This is a genomic window from Clostridium sp. JS66 (assembly GCF_033561535.1).
GTDB lineage: Bacteria > Bacillota > Clostridia > Clostridiales > Clostridiaceae > Clostridium_AM > Clostridium_AM carboxidivorans.
The window spans coordinates 3,786,397-3,801,833 of the sequence record NZ_CP131467.1 but is presented as its reverse complement, the minus strand read 5'-3'; the positions used below and the strand labels follow the sequence as shown (position 1 = coordinate 3,801,833).

General features: G+C 29.0%; 17 protein-coding genes. 12 read left to right on the top strand and 5 right to left on the bottom strand.

Features of this window, described 5'->3' with window-relative positions; genetic code table 11:
* Positions 1-8 precede the first annotated feature (8 nt).
* Together Q6H37_RS17600 and Q6H37_RS17595 are read left to right on the top strand one after the other, a co-directional pair.
* Positions 9-533 carry a MarR family winged helix-turn-helix transcriptional regulator gene (locus Q6H37_RS17600; RefSeq protein ID WP_318734647.1) on the top strand — a complete coding sequence of 175 codons (525 nt, stop codon included), beginning with the start codon at positions 9-11 and terminating at the stop codon, positions 531-533.
* Positions 534-832: 299 nt separating this feature from the next.
* Positions 833-1,348 carry a hypothetical protein gene (locus tag Q6H37_RS17595; protein ID WP_318734645.1) on the top strand — a complete coding sequence of 172 codons (516 nt, stop codon included), beginning with the start codon at positions 833-835 and terminating at the stop codon, positions 1,346-1,348.
* Between the two features lie 64 nt (positions 1,349-1,412).
* Here the strand turns inward: Q6H37_RS17595 and Q6H37_RS17590 are convergent, their stop codons facing one another.
* A complete protein-coding gene (locus Q6H37_RS17590; protein ID WP_318734642.1) occupies positions 1,413-2,177 on the bottom strand; it encodes a tRNA threonylcarbamoyladenosine dehydratase in 765 nt (254 codons plus the stop codon).
* Between the two features lie 243 nt (positions 2,178-2,420).
* Between Q6H37_RS17590 and Q6H37_RS17585 the strand changes: the two genes are divergently transcribed.
* Both Q6H37_RS17585 and plsY read left to right on the top strand, forming a co-directional pair.
* Positions 2,421-3,263, top strand: a complete 843-nt coding sequence (locus Q6H37_RS17585; RefSeq protein ID WP_318734639.1) for a carbon-nitrogen hydrolase family protein — start codon at positions 2,421-2,423, stop codon at positions 3,261-3,263.
* Between the two features lie 16 nt (positions 3,264-3,279).
* Complete coding sequence (gene plsY, locus Q6H37_RS17580; protein ID WP_318734636.1) at positions 3,280-3,876, top strand: glycerol-3-phosphate 1-O-acyltransferase PlsY; 597 nt, start codon at positions 3,280-3,282, stop codon at positions 3,874-3,876.
* Positions 3,877-3,910: 34 nt separating this feature from the next.
* Here plsY and Q6H37_RS17575 read toward each other — a convergent pair whose 3' ends face one another.
* Complete coding sequence (locus Q6H37_RS17575) at positions 3,911-4,297, bottom strand: nucleotide kinase (RefSeq protein ID WP_318734633.1); 387 nt, start codon at positions 4,295-4,297, stop codon at positions 3,911-3,913.
* An 868-nt stretch (positions 4,298-5,165) separates the two neighbouring features.
* Here Q6H37_RS17575 and rd point away from each other — a divergent pair.
* On the top strand, positions 5,166-5,864 hold the full coding sequence (gene rd / locus Q6H37_RS17570; protein ID WP_318734631.1) for a rubredoxin: 699 nt from the start codon (positions 5,166-5,168) through the stop codon (positions 5,862-5,864).
* Positions 5,865-6,107: 243 nt separating this feature from the next.
* On the opposite strand, the gene Q6H37_RS17565 is transcribed toward rd, so the two are convergent.
* The gene (locus Q6H37_RS17565) at positions 6,108-6,578 is read right to left on the bottom strand and encodes a methylated-DNA--[protein]-cysteine S-methyltransferase (protein WP_318734628.1); all 471 of its coding nucleotides are present in this window, start codon (positions 6,576-6,578) and stop codon (positions 6,108-6,110) included.
* A 251-nt stretch (positions 6,579-6,829) separates the two neighbouring features.
* Between Q6H37_RS17565 and Q6H37_RS17560 the strand changes: the two genes are divergently transcribed.
* The 3 genes from Q6H37_RS17560 to Q6H37_RS17550 all read left to right on the top strand — a co-directional run bounded on the left by Q6H37_RS17560 (position 6,830) and on the right by Q6H37_RS17550 (position 8,986).
* A complete protein-coding gene (locus Q6H37_RS17560; RefSeq protein ID WP_318734626.1) occupies positions 6,830-7,096 on the top strand; it encodes a TIGR04076 family protein in 267 nt (88 codons plus the stop codon).
* 134 nt (positions 7,097-7,230) lie between these two features.
* A complete protein-coding gene (locus Q6H37_RS17555) occupies positions 7,231-8,445 on the top strand; it encodes a Bcr/CflA family efflux MFS transporter (RefSeq protein WP_318734623.1) in 1,215 nt (404 codons plus the stop codon).
* Between the two features lie 211 nt (positions 8,446-8,656).
* On the top strand, positions 8,657-8,986 hold the full coding sequence (locus Q6H37_RS17550) for a tRNA-binding protein (RefSeq protein WP_318734620.1): 330 nt from the start codon (positions 8,657-8,659) through the stop codon (positions 8,984-8,986).
* Between the two features lie 133 nt (positions 8,987-9,119).
* Here the strand turns inward: Q6H37_RS17550 and Q6H37_RS17545 are convergent, their stop codons facing one another.
* Complete coding sequence (locus tag Q6H37_RS17545) at positions 9,120-9,791, bottom strand: cyclase family protein (protein ID WP_318734617.1); 672 nt, start codon at positions 9,789-9,791, stop codon at positions 9,120-9,122.
* Positions 9,792-10,036: 245 nt separating this feature from the next.
* Here Q6H37_RS17545 and Q6H37_RS17540 point away from each other — a divergent pair, with 245 nt between their 5' ends.
* From Q6H37_RS17540 to Q6H37_RS17530, 3 genes are all read left to right on the top strand, one after another.
* Positions 10,037-10,552, top strand: coding sequence for a sigma-70 family RNA polymerase sigma factor (locus tag Q6H37_RS17540; RefSeq protein WP_318734615.1), 516 nt, complete (start codon positions 10,037-10,039; stop codon positions 10,550-10,552).
* The gene (locus tag Q6H37_RS17535) at positions 10,542-11,474 is read left to right on the top strand and encodes a DUF4367 domain-containing protein (RefSeq protein ID WP_318734612.1); all 933 of its coding nucleotides are present in this window, start codon (positions 10,542-10,544) and stop codon (positions 11,472-11,474) included. The genes Q6H37_RS17540 and Q6H37_RS17535 overlap by 11 nt, the downstream gene beginning before the upstream one ends.
* A 108-nt stretch (positions 11,475-11,582) precedes the next feature.
* Complete coding sequence (locus Q6H37_RS17530) at positions 11,583-12,677, top strand: protease complex subunit PrcB family protein (RefSeq protein ID WP_318734610.1); 1,095 nt, start codon at positions 11,583-11,585, stop codon at positions 12,675-12,677.
* Between the two features lie 66 nt (positions 12,678-12,743).
* Here Q6H37_RS17530 and Q6H37_RS17525 read toward each other — a convergent pair whose 3' ends face one another.
* The gene (locus Q6H37_RS17525) at positions 12,744-13,412 is read right to left on the bottom strand and encodes an epoxyqueuosine reductase (RefSeq protein ID WP_318734606.1); all 669 of its coding nucleotides are present in this window, start codon (positions 13,410-13,412) and stop codon (positions 12,744-12,746) included.
* 673 nt (positions 13,413-14,085) lie between these two features.
* Between Q6H37_RS17525 and Q6H37_RS17520 the strand changes: the two genes are divergently transcribed.
* Positions 14,086-15,429 (top strand): CapA family protein, encoded by a 1,344-nt coding sequence (locus tag Q6H37_RS17520; RefSeq protein WP_318734604.1) that lies wholly within the window; start codon positions 14,086-14,088, stop codon positions 15,427-15,429.
* The last annotated feature ends 8 nt before the right edge of the window (positions 15,430-15,437 follow it).

Genomic DNA, 15,437 nt, shown 5'->3' with positions numbered 1-15,437 from the left:
AGACTGCTATGTACAATATGTTATCAGAAAAAGTGCTGCAACAAATAAATTATTTTACCAATTTGGTTAATAGGCAACAACATAATTCAAATTTTAAGTCAAAGGAGATATTGGCTAGTAGAGCACAGGCACACCTATTAGGACTGCTGCTGATGGAAGATGGCTTAACTCAAAAGGAACTAAGTGCTAGGCTGCAAATAAGGGCAGCTTCTCTTGGAGAACTAGTTAACAAGTTACAGCAAAATGGTTATGTGGAAAAGCGTGTAAATGAAAAGGATAAGCGAGTTTCAAATATTTATATTACAGAAGAAGGGCGTAGGGTTACAAAGGAAGTTATGCAGGCAAGGATGGAGCTAGTAGAAAATATATTTTCTGGTTTGTCGGAAGTGGAAATAAGGCAGCTTTCTATGTTGATGGATAGATTGGTAACTTCAATTGAACAAAGTTCTGGTGAAAGCGTGGAAGATTTACGTAAAAAGCATCATGGAATTACGGAAGATAGCGATTTTTATGGAGGAATTAATTCACATTAAAAAATAGTAAATTAGATAGCAAATAAAAAGTCTCATCGTACAATATTGCGCGATATGTACTGATATTACCATCATGTTTTAAGGATAATGCCAATATTAAATCAACTGAATACAACAGTAATGTAGTATTGATGCCCTTGGAGTATAATGAAATTGATTATAAAAGATAGAAACAATATGCGCTATTATACAATAAAGGTTGGCTTCTAATAAATGTTACATCCTTTTTCAAATTATAATGAAAAAATATTTACTGTGTATTATAATAAGTAATATGTAACTATAAAGGAGGTATACATTTGAAGTTTGAAAACATTTTAACAATAGCTTTAATTTTTGCATCTATCATTCAATTTTATTTATCTTTTATTAAAGGAAGAAGCAGACAAAATAACTATGGTGATATGCTGCTTAAATTGAATATGGATATGTTTAAAAGAAATTTTTTAGCAGCATTACTTATTGGTATATGTATTTATTTTGTCTATGTTTTTATAAAAAATAATTTTTCGGTATTAGGAATGCTTATAGTAATGTATTTTCTTTTAAGTATATATGATTTTAGTAAAACGAAAATTATAACTTCTAAGGGGATAGGACAGAAAAGCTTTTATAGTAATTCCTATTATAATTTTACTAAATGGAGTGAAATTATAGATTGGCAGTGGTCCAAGGAAAAGCAAAATTCACTTTTAATTAAAATTCAAAAGGAAAAAATGGTGTTAAATAAGGAATGGACTGTTTTGAATTTTGAAAAGGAAAAGGTAAGCAAGCTTTTTGAAGATAATGTAAAAAACAAGGAACTTCCTAATTAATTGAACTTTCACAGTTTAAAAATATTGCGAAGCAAAGCTTCGCAATATTTTTATATTAAGCCAACTATTTAGAGTTTATGTTGAGCATATCCTTAATAACTTCTCCACCTATTATCATACCTGCTACTGGTGGAACAAAAGAAATGCTTCCTGGTATTTGTCTTTTGGCTGCACATTTTTTTGTGCCTCCAGTACAAACACAGCCTTCTTTGCAAGTTACAACTTCTTCATAATTAGGTTTTATAGGAACTTCTTCTGAATAAAGAACTTTTAAGTCCTTAATACCTCTTTTTCTAAGTTCATATCTCATAACCTTTGCTAAAGGACATATCTTTGTATCATATATATCAGCTATTTTAAATTGGGTAGGATCTAATTTGTTTCCTGTACCCATGCAGCTTATTATATCTATGTTATGATTTTTACACCATACTATTAAGGATAATTTTGATGAAACTGTGTCAATAGCATCAATTACATAATCCGTATCTAAAGGTATTATGTCTTCTATGTTATCCTCTTTTATAAAAGTTTGATGGATTTCTACTTTGCATTCTGGATTTATCTTTAAAGCTCTTTCCTTTATAACTTCAACTTTAGGTTTACCTATGGTATCAAAATTGGCATGTATTTGTCTATTTAAATTAGTTAGACAAATAGTATCATCATCTACTAGTATAAGATGTCCGATGCCACCTCTTACTAAGGCTTCAAAAGAAAAGCTTCCTACTCCACCTAATCCTAAAATAACTACGGTACTATTTTTTAGCTTTTCTAAAGAATCACGTCCTATTAATAATTCTGTTCTTGAAAGTGAATGTTGTTTCATTTTATATAAGCTCCTTTGATTATAGATTACGACATGGGGTATAAGTTAACTAAACTAATATTCATATTATATTTGAACATATGTGAATTCAGTTTCACTTGATAGTATATAATACTATGAACAAATGTCAATAATACAACTCACTATTTAAGCAAAATATTTTTAGTTAATTTTCAAATAGGATTTATTTTCATAGTTCAATAAATTATAATTAAATTATTAAACTAAATGGAGGAATAAACAATGAATGAAGTTAAAATAGGTTTGTGTCAGATGATGGTAGAAAAGACTTCTAAGCAAGATAATATTAAAAAGGCTAGAAATATGATAAATAGCGCAGCAGATCAAGGTGCTGAAATTGTAGTGCTTCCAGAGATGTTTAACTGTCCATACAACAACAAACATTTTAGAGAATATGGAGAAAGTTCCTTAAATGATGAAACTATAAGTATGCTTTCAGAAGTTTCTAAGAAGAAAAATATATATTTAGTGGGTGGCTCTATTCCTGAGCTTTACGAAGATAAAGTATACAATTCATCTTTTATATTTAATAATGAAGGAAAATTGATTGGTAAGCATAGAAAAATGCATCTATTTGATATAGATATTAAGAATGGCGTTAAATTTAAAGAATCAGAAGTATTAACACCAGGGGATAAAGCCACAATTATAGACACTAAGTGGGGAAAAATGGGTGTGGCTATTTGTTATGATATAAGATTCCCAGAACTTACAAGGATTATGGCGCTTGAAGGTGCTAAAGTAGTATTTATACCTGCTGCATTTAATATGACCACAGGTCCTGTACATTGGGATCTTTCATTTAGAGCTAGGGCTTTAGATAATCAAATTTATATGGTAGGAGTATCACCAGCTAGAAATGTGAATTATTCTTATGTAGCCTATGGAAATTCCTTAGTAGTTGATCCTTGGGGAAAAATAATAAATGAGCTGGATGAAAATGAAGGAATACTAGTACAAAGTATAAATTTAGATTATATAGATGAAGTTAGAGAATCACTGCCTTTGCTTAAGCATAGAAGAACAGATTTATATAAAATAGATTACGAAATTAAACAGAAATGATTTTAAGGTGAAGTAAATGATGATAATGATAATTACAATTATAATTTCTTTTTTATGTGGTTCAATCCCAACAGGATATTTAATTACTAAAAAGTTTCGTGGAGTTGATATAAGAACTAAAGGTAGTGGAAATATAGGCTCTACAAATGTAAAAAGAATTGTAGGAACTAAGCTATCAATCCTTACTCAAGTAGTAGATATAACAAAAGGAATAATTCCTATAATTTTAGCTATGTATTTGGCAAAAACTACAAAATTACCAATACCGACAAATGAATATCTTTCTATTATTGCAATAGTAGTAGTTTTAGGACATGATTTTACCCCTTTTCTTAAATTTAAAGGGGGTAAAGGAGTAAATACAACTGTTGGTGCATTTATTTTTGTAGCACCACTTCCAACGTTAATTGGAGTAGCAGTTCATTTTATATTGCGCTTATTTACAAAAATAGTGTCTATTAGATCAATTGCAATAGGTGTTACAATACCTGTTATGTGTATTATTCTGAATCTGTCTATTTCCATAGCAGTTTCTGCGTTATTTGCGTGTATTTTAATGATATTTAGACATAAAGATAATCTAATGAGAATAATAAATAATGAAGAAAAATAGTCATTTAAAGGTTAGGTTTTCCTAACCTTTAAATTTAATGTAAAATTTTAATAATTTTATCAGCTGTTTCTGAAATGGAAATATCGCTTGTATCAATTTTTATGGTATTCATGTTTTCATATAAAGGGATGCGATTTAAACCAGCATCCAAAGCTTCTTTTTCTCTTAAATTGTTTTTTATATCCTTTGATACTCTTTTTATAAAACTGCTTTTATTGCAAATAAGGGTTATTTTAATTACCTCAAATTCTAACCCATCAAGTTTACTTAAAATCATTTCAAATATTTCTTCTAAATGTATTACCCAGTTGAATATTACGTATTCGTAAGAGGAATTTATTAAAAAGTTTCTTAAAAGATGAGTTATATTATCTATAACCATTGTCTTATTTTCTTCATTTACAATGAAAGGGTTCATCATCCAGCATCAATCGCCATCAAGCCATACTGAACCTTCTAGTTTTTGATACAAGGCTTTGCTAGTTGCGGTTTTTCCAACTCCCATAGTTCCATTTATAATAATTAATTTTTTCATTGTTTGTCTCCTTAAACTATGCTTGCTTTTAATGTTATTATTACATAACAAGTTGTTGCTTCAAATAGGTTAATTATACTTATCACCATATTATAGCATAATTGATTCATTGTGGAAAATAAGTGATGTTTTTGATTCAATTAGCAAACAACATACACATCATGAATAAATTAATATAACAAATTTATCCATAATGTAAATTGTTTTATGGTAGAATATGTCGTAAAGTATTTATAAGAGATGAAAATAGATATTTGATGTAAGTTTATTGTGATCAGAAAATGATAGTTGATTTTAATGACAGTTTTTAATTTAGTAAATCCAATTAAAATATAAATACCCTATATTTTATTATGAAATTCTCCCCATAAAGTATACAGATTGAAAATCTGATAGTGGAAAGGGGAGTATTTTTTTAGTTCAATTTAAAATTTAGATATTAAGTCATTGATTGAAAGAAACAAACAAATAACAAATAATAAATATTTAATAATAAATCATATTATTTTTTGAAAATTGTGTTTATCTTTCGCGCAGTTAATGTTATAATTTATTCAATGTTACAAAATTATGCAAGGGGGTAATAAAAGTGAGCCAAACTTACAAATGTGGTTTTGTGCGGAAATGTTCCGTGGTTAATATATGTAAGTTGAAGATGAAGTAACATATAAGTGGACTTTTTATAATGATATTGCATTAAGGAAGGAGGACATGCTTATAGAATCATTTTTGATATGTAAGCATAAATAAGTATATGATTGATAATAAAGCATTTTATAAATTAAGCTATGGATTATATATAGTAAGTTCTATTTCGGATGGTAAATTAAATGCACAAATTGCTAATTCAGTTTTTCAAATAACATCAGATCCAGCTATGGTTGCAGTGAGTATTAATAAACAAAATCTCACTCATGAATATATACAAAAAAGTAAATTAATAGGAGTTTCTGCCTTATCAGTGGAAACACCTATGGATCAAGTAGCAAGATTTGGATTCAGGTCAGGAAGAGATACCAATAAATTTGAAGGTATATCATATAAATTAGGAGAAAGTGGTGTACCAATAATTGAAGATAGTACAGCATCTTATTTTGAATTGAAGGTTGAAAAGGAAGTAGATGTTTTTACTCATACAATATTTATTTGTAAAGTGTTAAATGCAGAATTACTTAAGGATATAGATTCCATGACATATCAATACTATCAAGATATAAAACGTGGTAAAATATCTAAAACTCCAGTATCCCAGAATGAAAATAAAACTGAGCCTATAAAGCTATCAAAGGATACGCCGAAATATAAATGTACAGTATGTGGGTATATTTATGATCCATCTGTTGGAGATCCTGATTCTGGCATCTTACCAGGAACCTTATTTGAAGATATACCAGATAATTGGTTTTGTCCAATTTGCGGAGTAACTAAAGATAGCTTTGAAAAGATGGTATAAAGTATTCTGTATACTGAAGGACAGATATATATTTTAAAATGCAAAGAAAAAATAGAAATATCTATAATAAGAAGGCACTGTACTATTCAATTGAATTTTACAGTGCTTTTCTAGTTATAGTAAAGAAATATAATGTAATAAAATTGGAAATGTGATATAGTTATGCTCTCTTTATCTGAAATTTGTGGGTAAACATTAGAAAAGGGGCATTTACATTATAATAATATTCCTTAATTCAAAAGATTACTTGTCCATATTTTGCTTTTCTAAGTTTAAAAGCTGCTCTTTCATCTCTAAACCACCTGCATAACCAACTAGATTGCCGTTAGCACCAATAACACGATGGCAGGGAATAAAAATAGCAATAGGATTTCTGTTATTTGCCATGCCAACTGCACGACAAGCTTTTATATTACCTATACTTTTGGCTATGTCCTTGTAACTGCAGGTTTTACCATAGGGAATTTGCTGCAATGCATTCCATGCTTTTTGCTGAAATTCTGTTCCTTTAGGTTCCAGAGGCAAATCAAATTTTTTTCTATTTCCATTCAGATATTCCTGGAGCTGCTTAAATGCTTCTTTTATTAATAGGGTTTCAACTATGTTTGTGTCAGGAAAAGTAATTTCCCCAAGATGCAAATGAGTAATAGCTGAGCCATTTTCAACAATGCTTATTTTACCGATTTTTGTTTCATAACAGAACATGTTTTTCATAAGTAATACCTCCACATTCTATGGTTATTCCATAAATATATTTTACTATATTCACATGATGTTGTCTTTGAAAATATTATTTTAATGTATATTAAAAATTTTTAAACTAATTAGTATAAAGCAAATGGATTCTTGTTAAAAATAGGTATTTTGCTATAAAAATTCAAAAAGTGTTATAACGGACACATCAAAGAAAATTCATATCTATTATAATATGAGTATGATTTTATAAAGCTTAAGGAGGAAGTTGCATGAGCAAGAGGCCAAAAATAAAAATTACATTAGTGGATCGAAAAGGTCCCTGTGCATGTCATAGAGGACATCGTATTGGTGACAGCTTTGATTATGATGAAGATAGGGGAAAGCTTTGTCCAATGGCAATGCATGTAGCATTCCCGTATATTGATATTTTACGCTATGGTGGAACTTTACCACCATGCAAAGATGGAGATTTTCGTTTTTGTTGTTCTGATGTGGATGTAATAAATGTTTTTCGCATCGAGAAAATAGATGATTAGTATTAATATGTAAAGGCAAAGATTGACAATTGTTTATAAAAATGCTATATTCAAGATAACTCGGAGGGTTTATGTAACCGGATAAGAGATTTAGTTTCTTATCTGGTTTTTTTAATTATATAGGGGGGAAATAAATGACGAAAACAGTTATTCGTGGAACACAGAAGTATTTGGGAGTTAACGGACTTATTGTATTTATTGCAGTTATGAATATGTTTATTCCTTTATCTATTGATTTATATTTACCATCATTACCTACCATGGGGGAGTATTTTAAGGCATCATCTTCTATTGTAAATTTAACATTAGTTTGTTTTTTCTTTTTCTTTGCAGTAGGAATTTTCATTTTTGGACCTTTTAGTGATAAATATGGACGTAAACCTATTTTGATTATTGGAATTTTAATTTACACTATTGCCAGCGGACTTTGTGCTGTATCAACCAGCATTTATCAATTAATCGCATTTCGTATCATTCAAGCCTTAGGTGCAGGCAGCATTATAGTAGTTTCAATGGCACTAATTAAAGATTGTTTCAGTGGAGAAACCAGGGACACCATATTAGCTGTAGTTCAAGGTATGTCTGTTATAGCGCCAATGGTTGCGCCTATAGTAGGAGCAATTATATTGAAGTTTGGTAACTGGAGAGATACATTTTGGGTATTGATGATTATAGGAATTTTAAACCTAATTGCAGGAATATTATTTGAAGAAACTCTGCCAGAGGAGGAACGATATGAGGGTACTATAAAAGGATCCATAACTCGTTTGCTTGTGGTAGGAAGAAATCCAGGTTTTACAAGTGTATTAATTATATTTTCTCTATATATGGCACCATATATGGCTTATATATCAGTATCATCCTATGTATATGTTAAATATTTTCATTTAAGTGCACAGATTTATAGTTATTTCTTTGCTGCTAATTCTTTCTTTGCCATGTTAGGACCCGTTGTTTATTTAAAAATAGCATGCAAAACTACAGTAAAAAAGTTTTCTAATGTATGCTTTTTGCTAACTTTGCTCAGCGGAATTTCTTTAATAACAGCAGGAACATATTCACCATGGTTATTCTTAATTTCATTTTTACCATTTACTCTTATTGAAGGTGCTATTCGTCCACTAAGTACTAGCATTTTATTAGAGCAGCAAAAAAAGGACACAGGCTCTGCCAGTTCACTGATAAATGCTGTAGGTACGATTTTTGGAAGTGGAGGCATGCTGCTTGGTACTTTAGGTTGGAGTAATGTGGTAGTAGGTATGGGAATTATTTTAATTGGAGCTACCTTAATTGCATTATTTGGATGGATAGCTTTAGGAAAATCTAAAATTGAGGTAAAAGGAATCTAAATTAAAATAACAGAATTCAAATAATAAAGAATTTAATTTTCATAGTTTAAAAATATTGAGAAGCAATATTTTTAGTTAATAGCTAAGGGTGAAGAACTAATAGTTTATGTTAAAAACTTGTAATTTTTCATTCACTTGATATATAATTGAACAAATATGCAATTGAATTTATTGAATTTTAACAATATTTTTATGCAAGGAGGAATTTAGTTTGGCTACTTTTGAGGATTTTATGAAATTAGATATTAGAGTTGGAGAAATTACTGAGGTGGAGTTTTTTGAAAAAGCAAAAAAACCTGCTTATAGATTATGGGTTGATTTTGGTAATGAAATTGGGATAAAAAAATCCAGTGCTCAGATTACTGAATGTTATAAAAAAGAAGAACTTATAGGTAAGCAAGTTTTAGGAGTGGTAAACTTTCCACCAAGACAAATTGCTGATTTTATGTCAGAGGTATTAGTATTAGGAATTTATGCTAAACAAGGAGTGGTACTAATACAACCTCAGCAACCTGTTAAAAAAGGTGACAAATTAGGATAATGAGTAATTTTTTTTAAAATACGATTTAAGGGGACTCTTTTTAAGAGTTCCCTTAAAAATGTCTTATTATCAACACTAATGTTTCAACTATTAACTCTTCATTATTAATTCTTAACTTGCGAAGCCTTGCTTACTATATTAAGTTAAAGTTTTGTTTGTTATCGTCTAAAATGGCAATTGCTCTAACAGGTGCTCCATCAGAATTCTTAAATTTTAGTGGAAGCGCACAAAAGGTAAATAAATCATCTCCAACCTTGTCTAGGCAGGTTAAGTTTTCAATAATAACTATATTACTCTCAGCTAAAAGTTTTTTGTGAATTGTCAAATTTTCATCTTCAATAGGATCAATACCTATAACATCTAGACCTACACCTTTCTTATTGCTATTTAATAAGTATTCAGCAACTTCTTCTGTGATATAAGGGTATTCTCCAAAGTAGGAGCTTGTACCCCAATATTTATCCCAGCCAGTATGAAAAAGAATAAATTGTGTTTTATCTGCATTTTCCTTTACAGCTTCAATATATTTTATGGTGATTTTTTCACCTTCTTTTAAATCACTACAATCAATAACCAAACCTTTTCCTACAAATTGTTCTGGAGAAAATGAATCCAGAGTAGTTCTTTGGGAAAATAAATGTGCAGGCGAATCCATATGAGTTCCTGTGTGAGAAAACATTGTAAGTAAAGTTTCCTTAAAGCCATTTTTTTCATAGGTACTTGCAGCTTCTAATTTAGGTCCTTCTGTACCTGGATAAACTGGCATGTTTTCTGAAATAGTATGTGTCAAATCAATTATATTCATAAAAAATCCTCACTTTCTTTGTGAAAAATATTCGTAATTCAATATTATAAAACAATTGTAACATATTTTGTAAATAATAGATTATCAGTTTCAAAATGCTGATCTTATGTTTATAAGAAAAGTAATATATTTTTTATTTATTTATGAAGCGTAATTAAAATTCTATACGTCTAATTTAAGAAAGTTTATTTAAGCTTGAGAATTATTTATGAAGAAAAAATATCTTGAATGGATGTTGTTAAAATATGAATGAAGAAATAAAAAGGCTAATACGCAGCTATGGAAATGATGTGCTGCGAATTGCTTATATATATTTAAAAGATAGGTATCTAGCAGAAGATGCTTTTCAGGAGGTATTTATCAAGGTTTATAAAAATTTTGATAAATTCAAAAATCAGAGCAGTGAAAAAACCTGGATTATAACTATTACTATGAATACCTGCAAAGACATACTTAGAATTTCCTGGTTTAAAAAGGTTGTTATGTTTAAGGATATTAGTGATGATTCACTATCAGATGCTTGTGAAAATGTAGATACTAAAGTTATAAATAAAATTGAAAATGAAAAATTGTTAAAAGAAGTTATGAATTTACCCCGTAAATATAAGGAAATTATAATTCTTTATTATTATGAAGAATTGTCTACTGGGGATATAAGCAGCATGTTGAAAATACCAGAAGGAACTGTACGCAGCCGGCTTTTTCGTGCTAGAACTGTGTTAAAATCTAATATAGGTGGGAAGATTGAGTATGAAAGATAATTTGGAGAACTTTAAACAAATATCAGATGAAATTCTTGAAGATATTTATGTAACTGATGAATTAGAAAGAAAAACTTTAGAAAAATGCAATAATAAAAAAATTTTTAAATTAAACCCATTAATTGTTTCTACTGCTTCAGTTGCTGCTTTAATAGTTACTTTTGGAATATATAATCATTTTTCACATAATACTAATGTTGCTTATAATTCAGTAAAACATGAGGATAAAAATACTATAAAGGAAAATAAGGGTCTTCCTAAAATTGCAGAAAACAAGAAAGTAGATGATTCTAAAGATTTAGCTTTAAATAATGAAAAAAAGCATAATTCTGAATCTCAAAATAAAAATTTGAATTCTAATACAATAACTGAAAATCCTAATTTAACAACTAATACTACAAATACTAATACAATAATTAAAAAAGCAGACACAGCTTCACAAAGTTCAAATGATAATAATAAGCCCTTAAGTCCATCTAAAGATAATTCCAAAGATCAAATGAATACTAAAAAGGATGTTGATAAAGATATTGATAGGAGTGTTCCTGAAAGAGCTAATTTAAGTTGCTCGGAAAGACCTTTAGATATAGAAGCTGCTGAAAATTATTTTGAAGGTAAGATTTTGCTTCCTTCTTACGTTCCACAAGGGTTTGCTCTTACTAATATATCTATTCCAGATCATAATGAAAAATGTATTAAATTGAGTTATAGTTCTGATTCTTCCTATTTTGAAATATTGCAAAGCAAAAATTTGTCCAATTTGAAAGAAGAGAAAATTATATCAGTTGGAAACAATAAGGCTTATGAAAGTCAAAATGACACAGATACAAAAATCAGCTGGATAACCAGTGATATACAATATACTTTAAGTGGTAATTTGACTGAAAACTCCTTGATAGATATAGCTAAATCCATAAAATAATATTGATGAAAAAATATGGAGCGTATTTTATTTTTTATACGTCTAAGTAGTGAAAATGAATTATGTGTGAAATAGTAGAAACTGTATTGATAAGGAGGAGATTTATAAATGATTAGAAAAAAATTAATACCTATATGTATTGTGTTAGCTGCAGGAGTGATATGGGCACCTATTTCAGCAAAGGGAGCTGGGGTAACTCAGGTTACAAACTATGTTAGCCAGCAGCCAGAAGTTTATAATAAAGTTAACTTTCAGGTGATAACATATAATAATGCTCCAGAAGCTTTAACAAAAGCAATAGATACCTATAAGAATACTGAAGGATTCGTTTATTATTTAGACAGTACTTCAAATAATTTATATGTAGCTGTTATGTCAGGAGAAAAACCTACTGGTGGTTACAATATTAAAGTAGATTCTGTAGAGGATGCAGATGGAAAGGCAAACATATTAGTAGAAGAAACAAAGCCAGATAAAAATGCTTTAGTAAATCAAATGGTAACTTATCCTTATACTATAATCAAGACTCAAATATCATCTCCAAGTATAAGCGTAAAAAATTCTTCTGGAAAAGTTTATAATTTGATAGGTGCTAAAAAAAATGATGATGATCTAGTAGTAGGTTCCTCTTTCATTTTGGGTCAGTTAAAAAATATATATACTACAAATGATTTTATATTTTTAGAAATTCAAAATGAAAATAATGAATCAGAGCTTTTTTATGTTAATAACAATAATGAATGGAAAAACAAAATAAAGGATTTGAAATTAAATAGTAATGTAAGTGTACAATATGCACTGGGAACTCCACAAAAATATAATGAAAAATCTGCATTTCCTTTAAGTAAAATAAATTTACCTGTAGATATTAATTGTTTAAAGGATAAAAATTGGCAGGATTTGAAGAGTTATTCAAATGTTTCTGCAAATAAGCATTGGACAATATGCTTTAATCAACAACTTAAAGAAGAAAATGTAAATGATTCAAATGTTTATGTGATAGATAGCAATGGAAATATAATTCCAACAGTAGCACGTTTATTGGAAGATAAAAAATCTATAAATATACTTCCATATAAACCATATGAACTTGGGCAAAATTATTACATTTTTATAACAAATAAAATAAATGGTACTGATAACTCTTCTTTCAAAGGTTTTAGAATGAACTTTCAAATAATGGATAGCTTTACTGTAAAATAGAAAACTGAGTTAAAAAATAAAGTTCCATTAAAGCTTTAAAATATAAGCTTTAATGGAACTTTGCATTTATATTTTTGAAAAAGGACATACTTCTCTGCAGGTATAGCAGGAATATATAAATCCACCACCAGGAGTTGAGGAGATACAGGATTGTCTACATTTCTTTTGAATAATTGTAGTGCCATCTAGTGCAGATTGAGGACAGGATTTTAAACAAAGATTGCAGCTTTCAATACATAAATTACGTGATAAATCATCTGAAGCTAATTCTATATTTGTAATCACTGCTCCAAGATAAAGCCTGTTACCGTATTTTTCATTTACTAATAATGTGTTTTTACCAATACATCCTACACCACAAGCTTGAGCTGCATGTTTTAGTGATAATATTCCTCTTCCATGTTTATTTTCTGAATCCCAATATTCATAAGGTTCATCAGATGGAATTGGAATTGCCTTGTAACCTTGATCTTCAATATGAAAAGCCAGTTTAATGGCAATGTCATCTAATAATTGAATTGATTTATTTTTTACAAGAGTATAAGGAGCTTTGGTATTTGCAGCAAATAAGCTTGCTGGAAAGTGTTTACCAAATGATATAACTGACTTTGCTTTAGGATAAATATCCAGTGGATGAAACCCCTTTGGAGCATCTTTAAATCTATCTATACTTCCAATTCCACATACATCAGCACCAAAGGAGTAAGCTAATTTTTTTATATAATTACTATCCATAAATTTATTCAATCCCCTCTTTTAAGTTTTAACATAACTTTCTTTTGCTTGAATTTCATAAAATTTAACTTAAATTGTATTTTACATCAGTGTATCATAAACCATATACAATGATAAGTCGATTATTTTAATCAATTTAATCGAATTTTACGATTTGATATGATCTAATGATGATCTAATAAGTTTATATTTAGCGATGCAAAAATATATGACGATCCAGAGTATTATCTTTCAGTAGGAGTAGTATGAGATTTATAGGGACTATTGAAAATATATTTAGGATTATTTCATTTTTGCTGTTATTTTTTGTGACTAAAAATCCAAATGCGAGTCTAAAAAGTCCATGGACAATTGGAATATTTATTTTCATGATATTATATTTTGTATTGTGGGGAAGGTACTTTTTTAAAGGCAGTACTTATGTGATTTTAGGTAAAGACTTTTTAGGCATTCCTATGCCTATGGTGATTTTTCCTGTATGTTGTCTTATTTGTACAGCATTTTGGCTTGACTGTATTCCGGTAGTAATAACTACGATCATATTTGGAATGGTCCATGCACTTTCCCATATTTGTTATTGACAGGAATTTTATATAGTCCTATAATAATTTTAAAACTATAAAAACCGAAAGTGTATTTATAGTTTTTAAAAAGATTTAAGGGTGGGAGTGTATTGAATATTAAAACAGGTATGATAAAAACAATATTAAAAACAGCTGGTTTAATAAATTATAAAAAATATAAGTATTCACAGGAATATGAAGATAATTTCAAATACATGGATTGGAGAGAAAAGCTTTGGTGGGGATATAAATTTTTTATTAAGCAGCCTGATATGGGAGAAAGAGGAAAGAATATTGAAAAATATTTTTTATATCAAAATTTGAATTACAATCCACCAAAGGATTTTGCTAAAAAGAGCAGCTTGTTTCTAACTGCTGCAGGTGATTTAAATGCATCAGCTCATATAAGACCAGATAATACAAAAAATATGTGGGAAGATATAGGTGATTTCTATTTTTCTGGAGATATTGTTGTGGCCAATTTGGAAGCATTAGTAACCCCTAAACATTCTTCAAAGGGTGTGCCTACAGAATTTACAGCTCCACCTACTATAAATACAAGTCCTGAAATGTTTGAAAGATTTTGCTTAAATGGAAAAGGTATAAATTTTTTTTCTACAGCTAATAATCATTGTCTTGATCAAGGTGAGGAGGGTCTAATAGCCAATATTGATTTTCTTGACTTTAAAGGATATGCACATGTTGGTACATCAAGATCAAAAGAAGAACAGGATAATATACCTATAATTGAAAAGAACGGAATTAAAATTGCTTTTTTATCTTATACTTATAGCCTTAATGGAAGAGAAACGACAAAGGGAAAAGAATATCTTACAAATTATATTAGATTAAATAAAACTGATACGGATATTGAAATTATAAGAGAACATGCTGCTAGTGCCAGGAAAAAGGGAGCAGATATTGTTGTGGCAGTGCTTCATTGGAGTATTGAATATGAAACCTATCCTATTCAAAATGTAATTGATATGGGACATAAAATTATGGAATGTGGAATTGATGTCATTCTTGGTGGTCATCCTCATGTTGCACAGCCTATGGAAAAATATGAATTTAAAGATCCTTTTACAGGTGAAGTAAAGAATGGATTTATTATATATTCTCTTGGAGATTTTGTAGCTTATCATAAATATACGAAAAATACAAAGCTTTCATGGATAATAGGTCTTGAAATTTCAAAAGGCATTTTAAAAGAAAAACAGGTTACTTTGCTTACAGGTCTTAAAGTTTTACCAATATACATTTACACAGGATTTCAAAATAATTACTGTAACACATTTAAGTTTTTAAGATTTGAAAAACTTTTAAAGCAGCTTGAAAGTGGTGAGAATTTATACGATTTTGATCATAAGGAAATTGAAGAATTAAAAAGACTTAAAAAACATTTATATAAATGCCTGCTTCCAAAGGAACATGGTAATTTACTTGTGAAATAAATAGGGGG

Excerpts from the sequence above, each read along its gene's own strand:
- Q6H37_RS17600 (WP_318734647.1), top strand. The coding sequence starts at position 9 with ATGTACAATATGTTATCAGAAAAAGTGCTGCAACAAATAAATTATTTT.
- Q6H37_RS17590 (WP_318734642.1), bottom strand. The coding sequence starts at position 2,177 with ATGAAACAACATTCACTTTCAAGAACAGAATTATTAATAGGACGTGAT.
- Q6H37_RS17585 (WP_318734639.1), top strand. The coding sequence starts at position 2,421 with ATGAATGAAGTTAAAATAGGTTTGTGTCAGATGATGGTAGAAAAGACT.
- plsY (WP_318734636.1), top strand. The coding sequence starts at position 3,280 with ATGATGATAATGATAATTACAATTATAATTTCTTTTTTATGTGGTTCA.
- Q6H37_RS17575 (WP_318734633.1), bottom strand. The coding sequence starts at position 4,297 with ATGATGAACCCTTTCATTGTAAATGAAGAAAATAAGACAATGGTTATA.
- rd (WP_318734631.1), top strand. The coding sequence starts at position 5,166 with ATGATTGATAATAAAGCATTTTATAAATTAAGCTATGGATTATATATA.
- Q6H37_RS17565 (WP_318734628.1), bottom strand. The coding sequence starts at position 6,578 with ATGAAAAACATGTTCTGTTATGAAACAAAAATCGGTAAAATAAGCATT.
- Q6H37_RS17560 (WP_318734626.1), top strand. The coding sequence starts at position 6,830 with ATGAGCAAGAGGCCAAAAATAAAAATTACATTAGTGGATCGAAAAGGT.
- Q6H37_RS17555 (WP_318734623.1), top strand. The coding sequence starts at position 7,231 with ATGACGAAAACAGTTATTCGTGGAACACAGAAGTATTTGGGAGTTAAC.
- Q6H37_RS17545 (WP_318734617.1), bottom strand. The coding sequence starts at position 9,791 with ATGAATATAATTGATTTGACACATACTATTTCAGAAAACATGCCAGTT.
- Q6H37_RS17540 (WP_318734615.1), top strand. The coding sequence starts at position 10,037 with ATGAATGAAGAAATAAAAAGGCTAATACGCAGCTATGGAAATGATGTG.
- Q6H37_RS17535 (WP_318734612.1), top strand. The coding sequence starts at position 10,542 with ATGAAAGATAATTTGGAGAACTTTAAACAAATATCAGATGAAATTCTT.
- Q6H37_RS17530 (WP_318734610.1), top strand. The coding sequence starts at position 11,583 with ATGATTAGAAAAAAATTAATACCTATATGTATTGTGTTAGCTGCAGGA.
- Q6H37_RS17525 (WP_318734606.1), bottom strand. The coding sequence starts at position 13,412 with ATGGATAGTAATTATATAAAAAAATTAGCTTACTCCTTTGGTGCTGAT.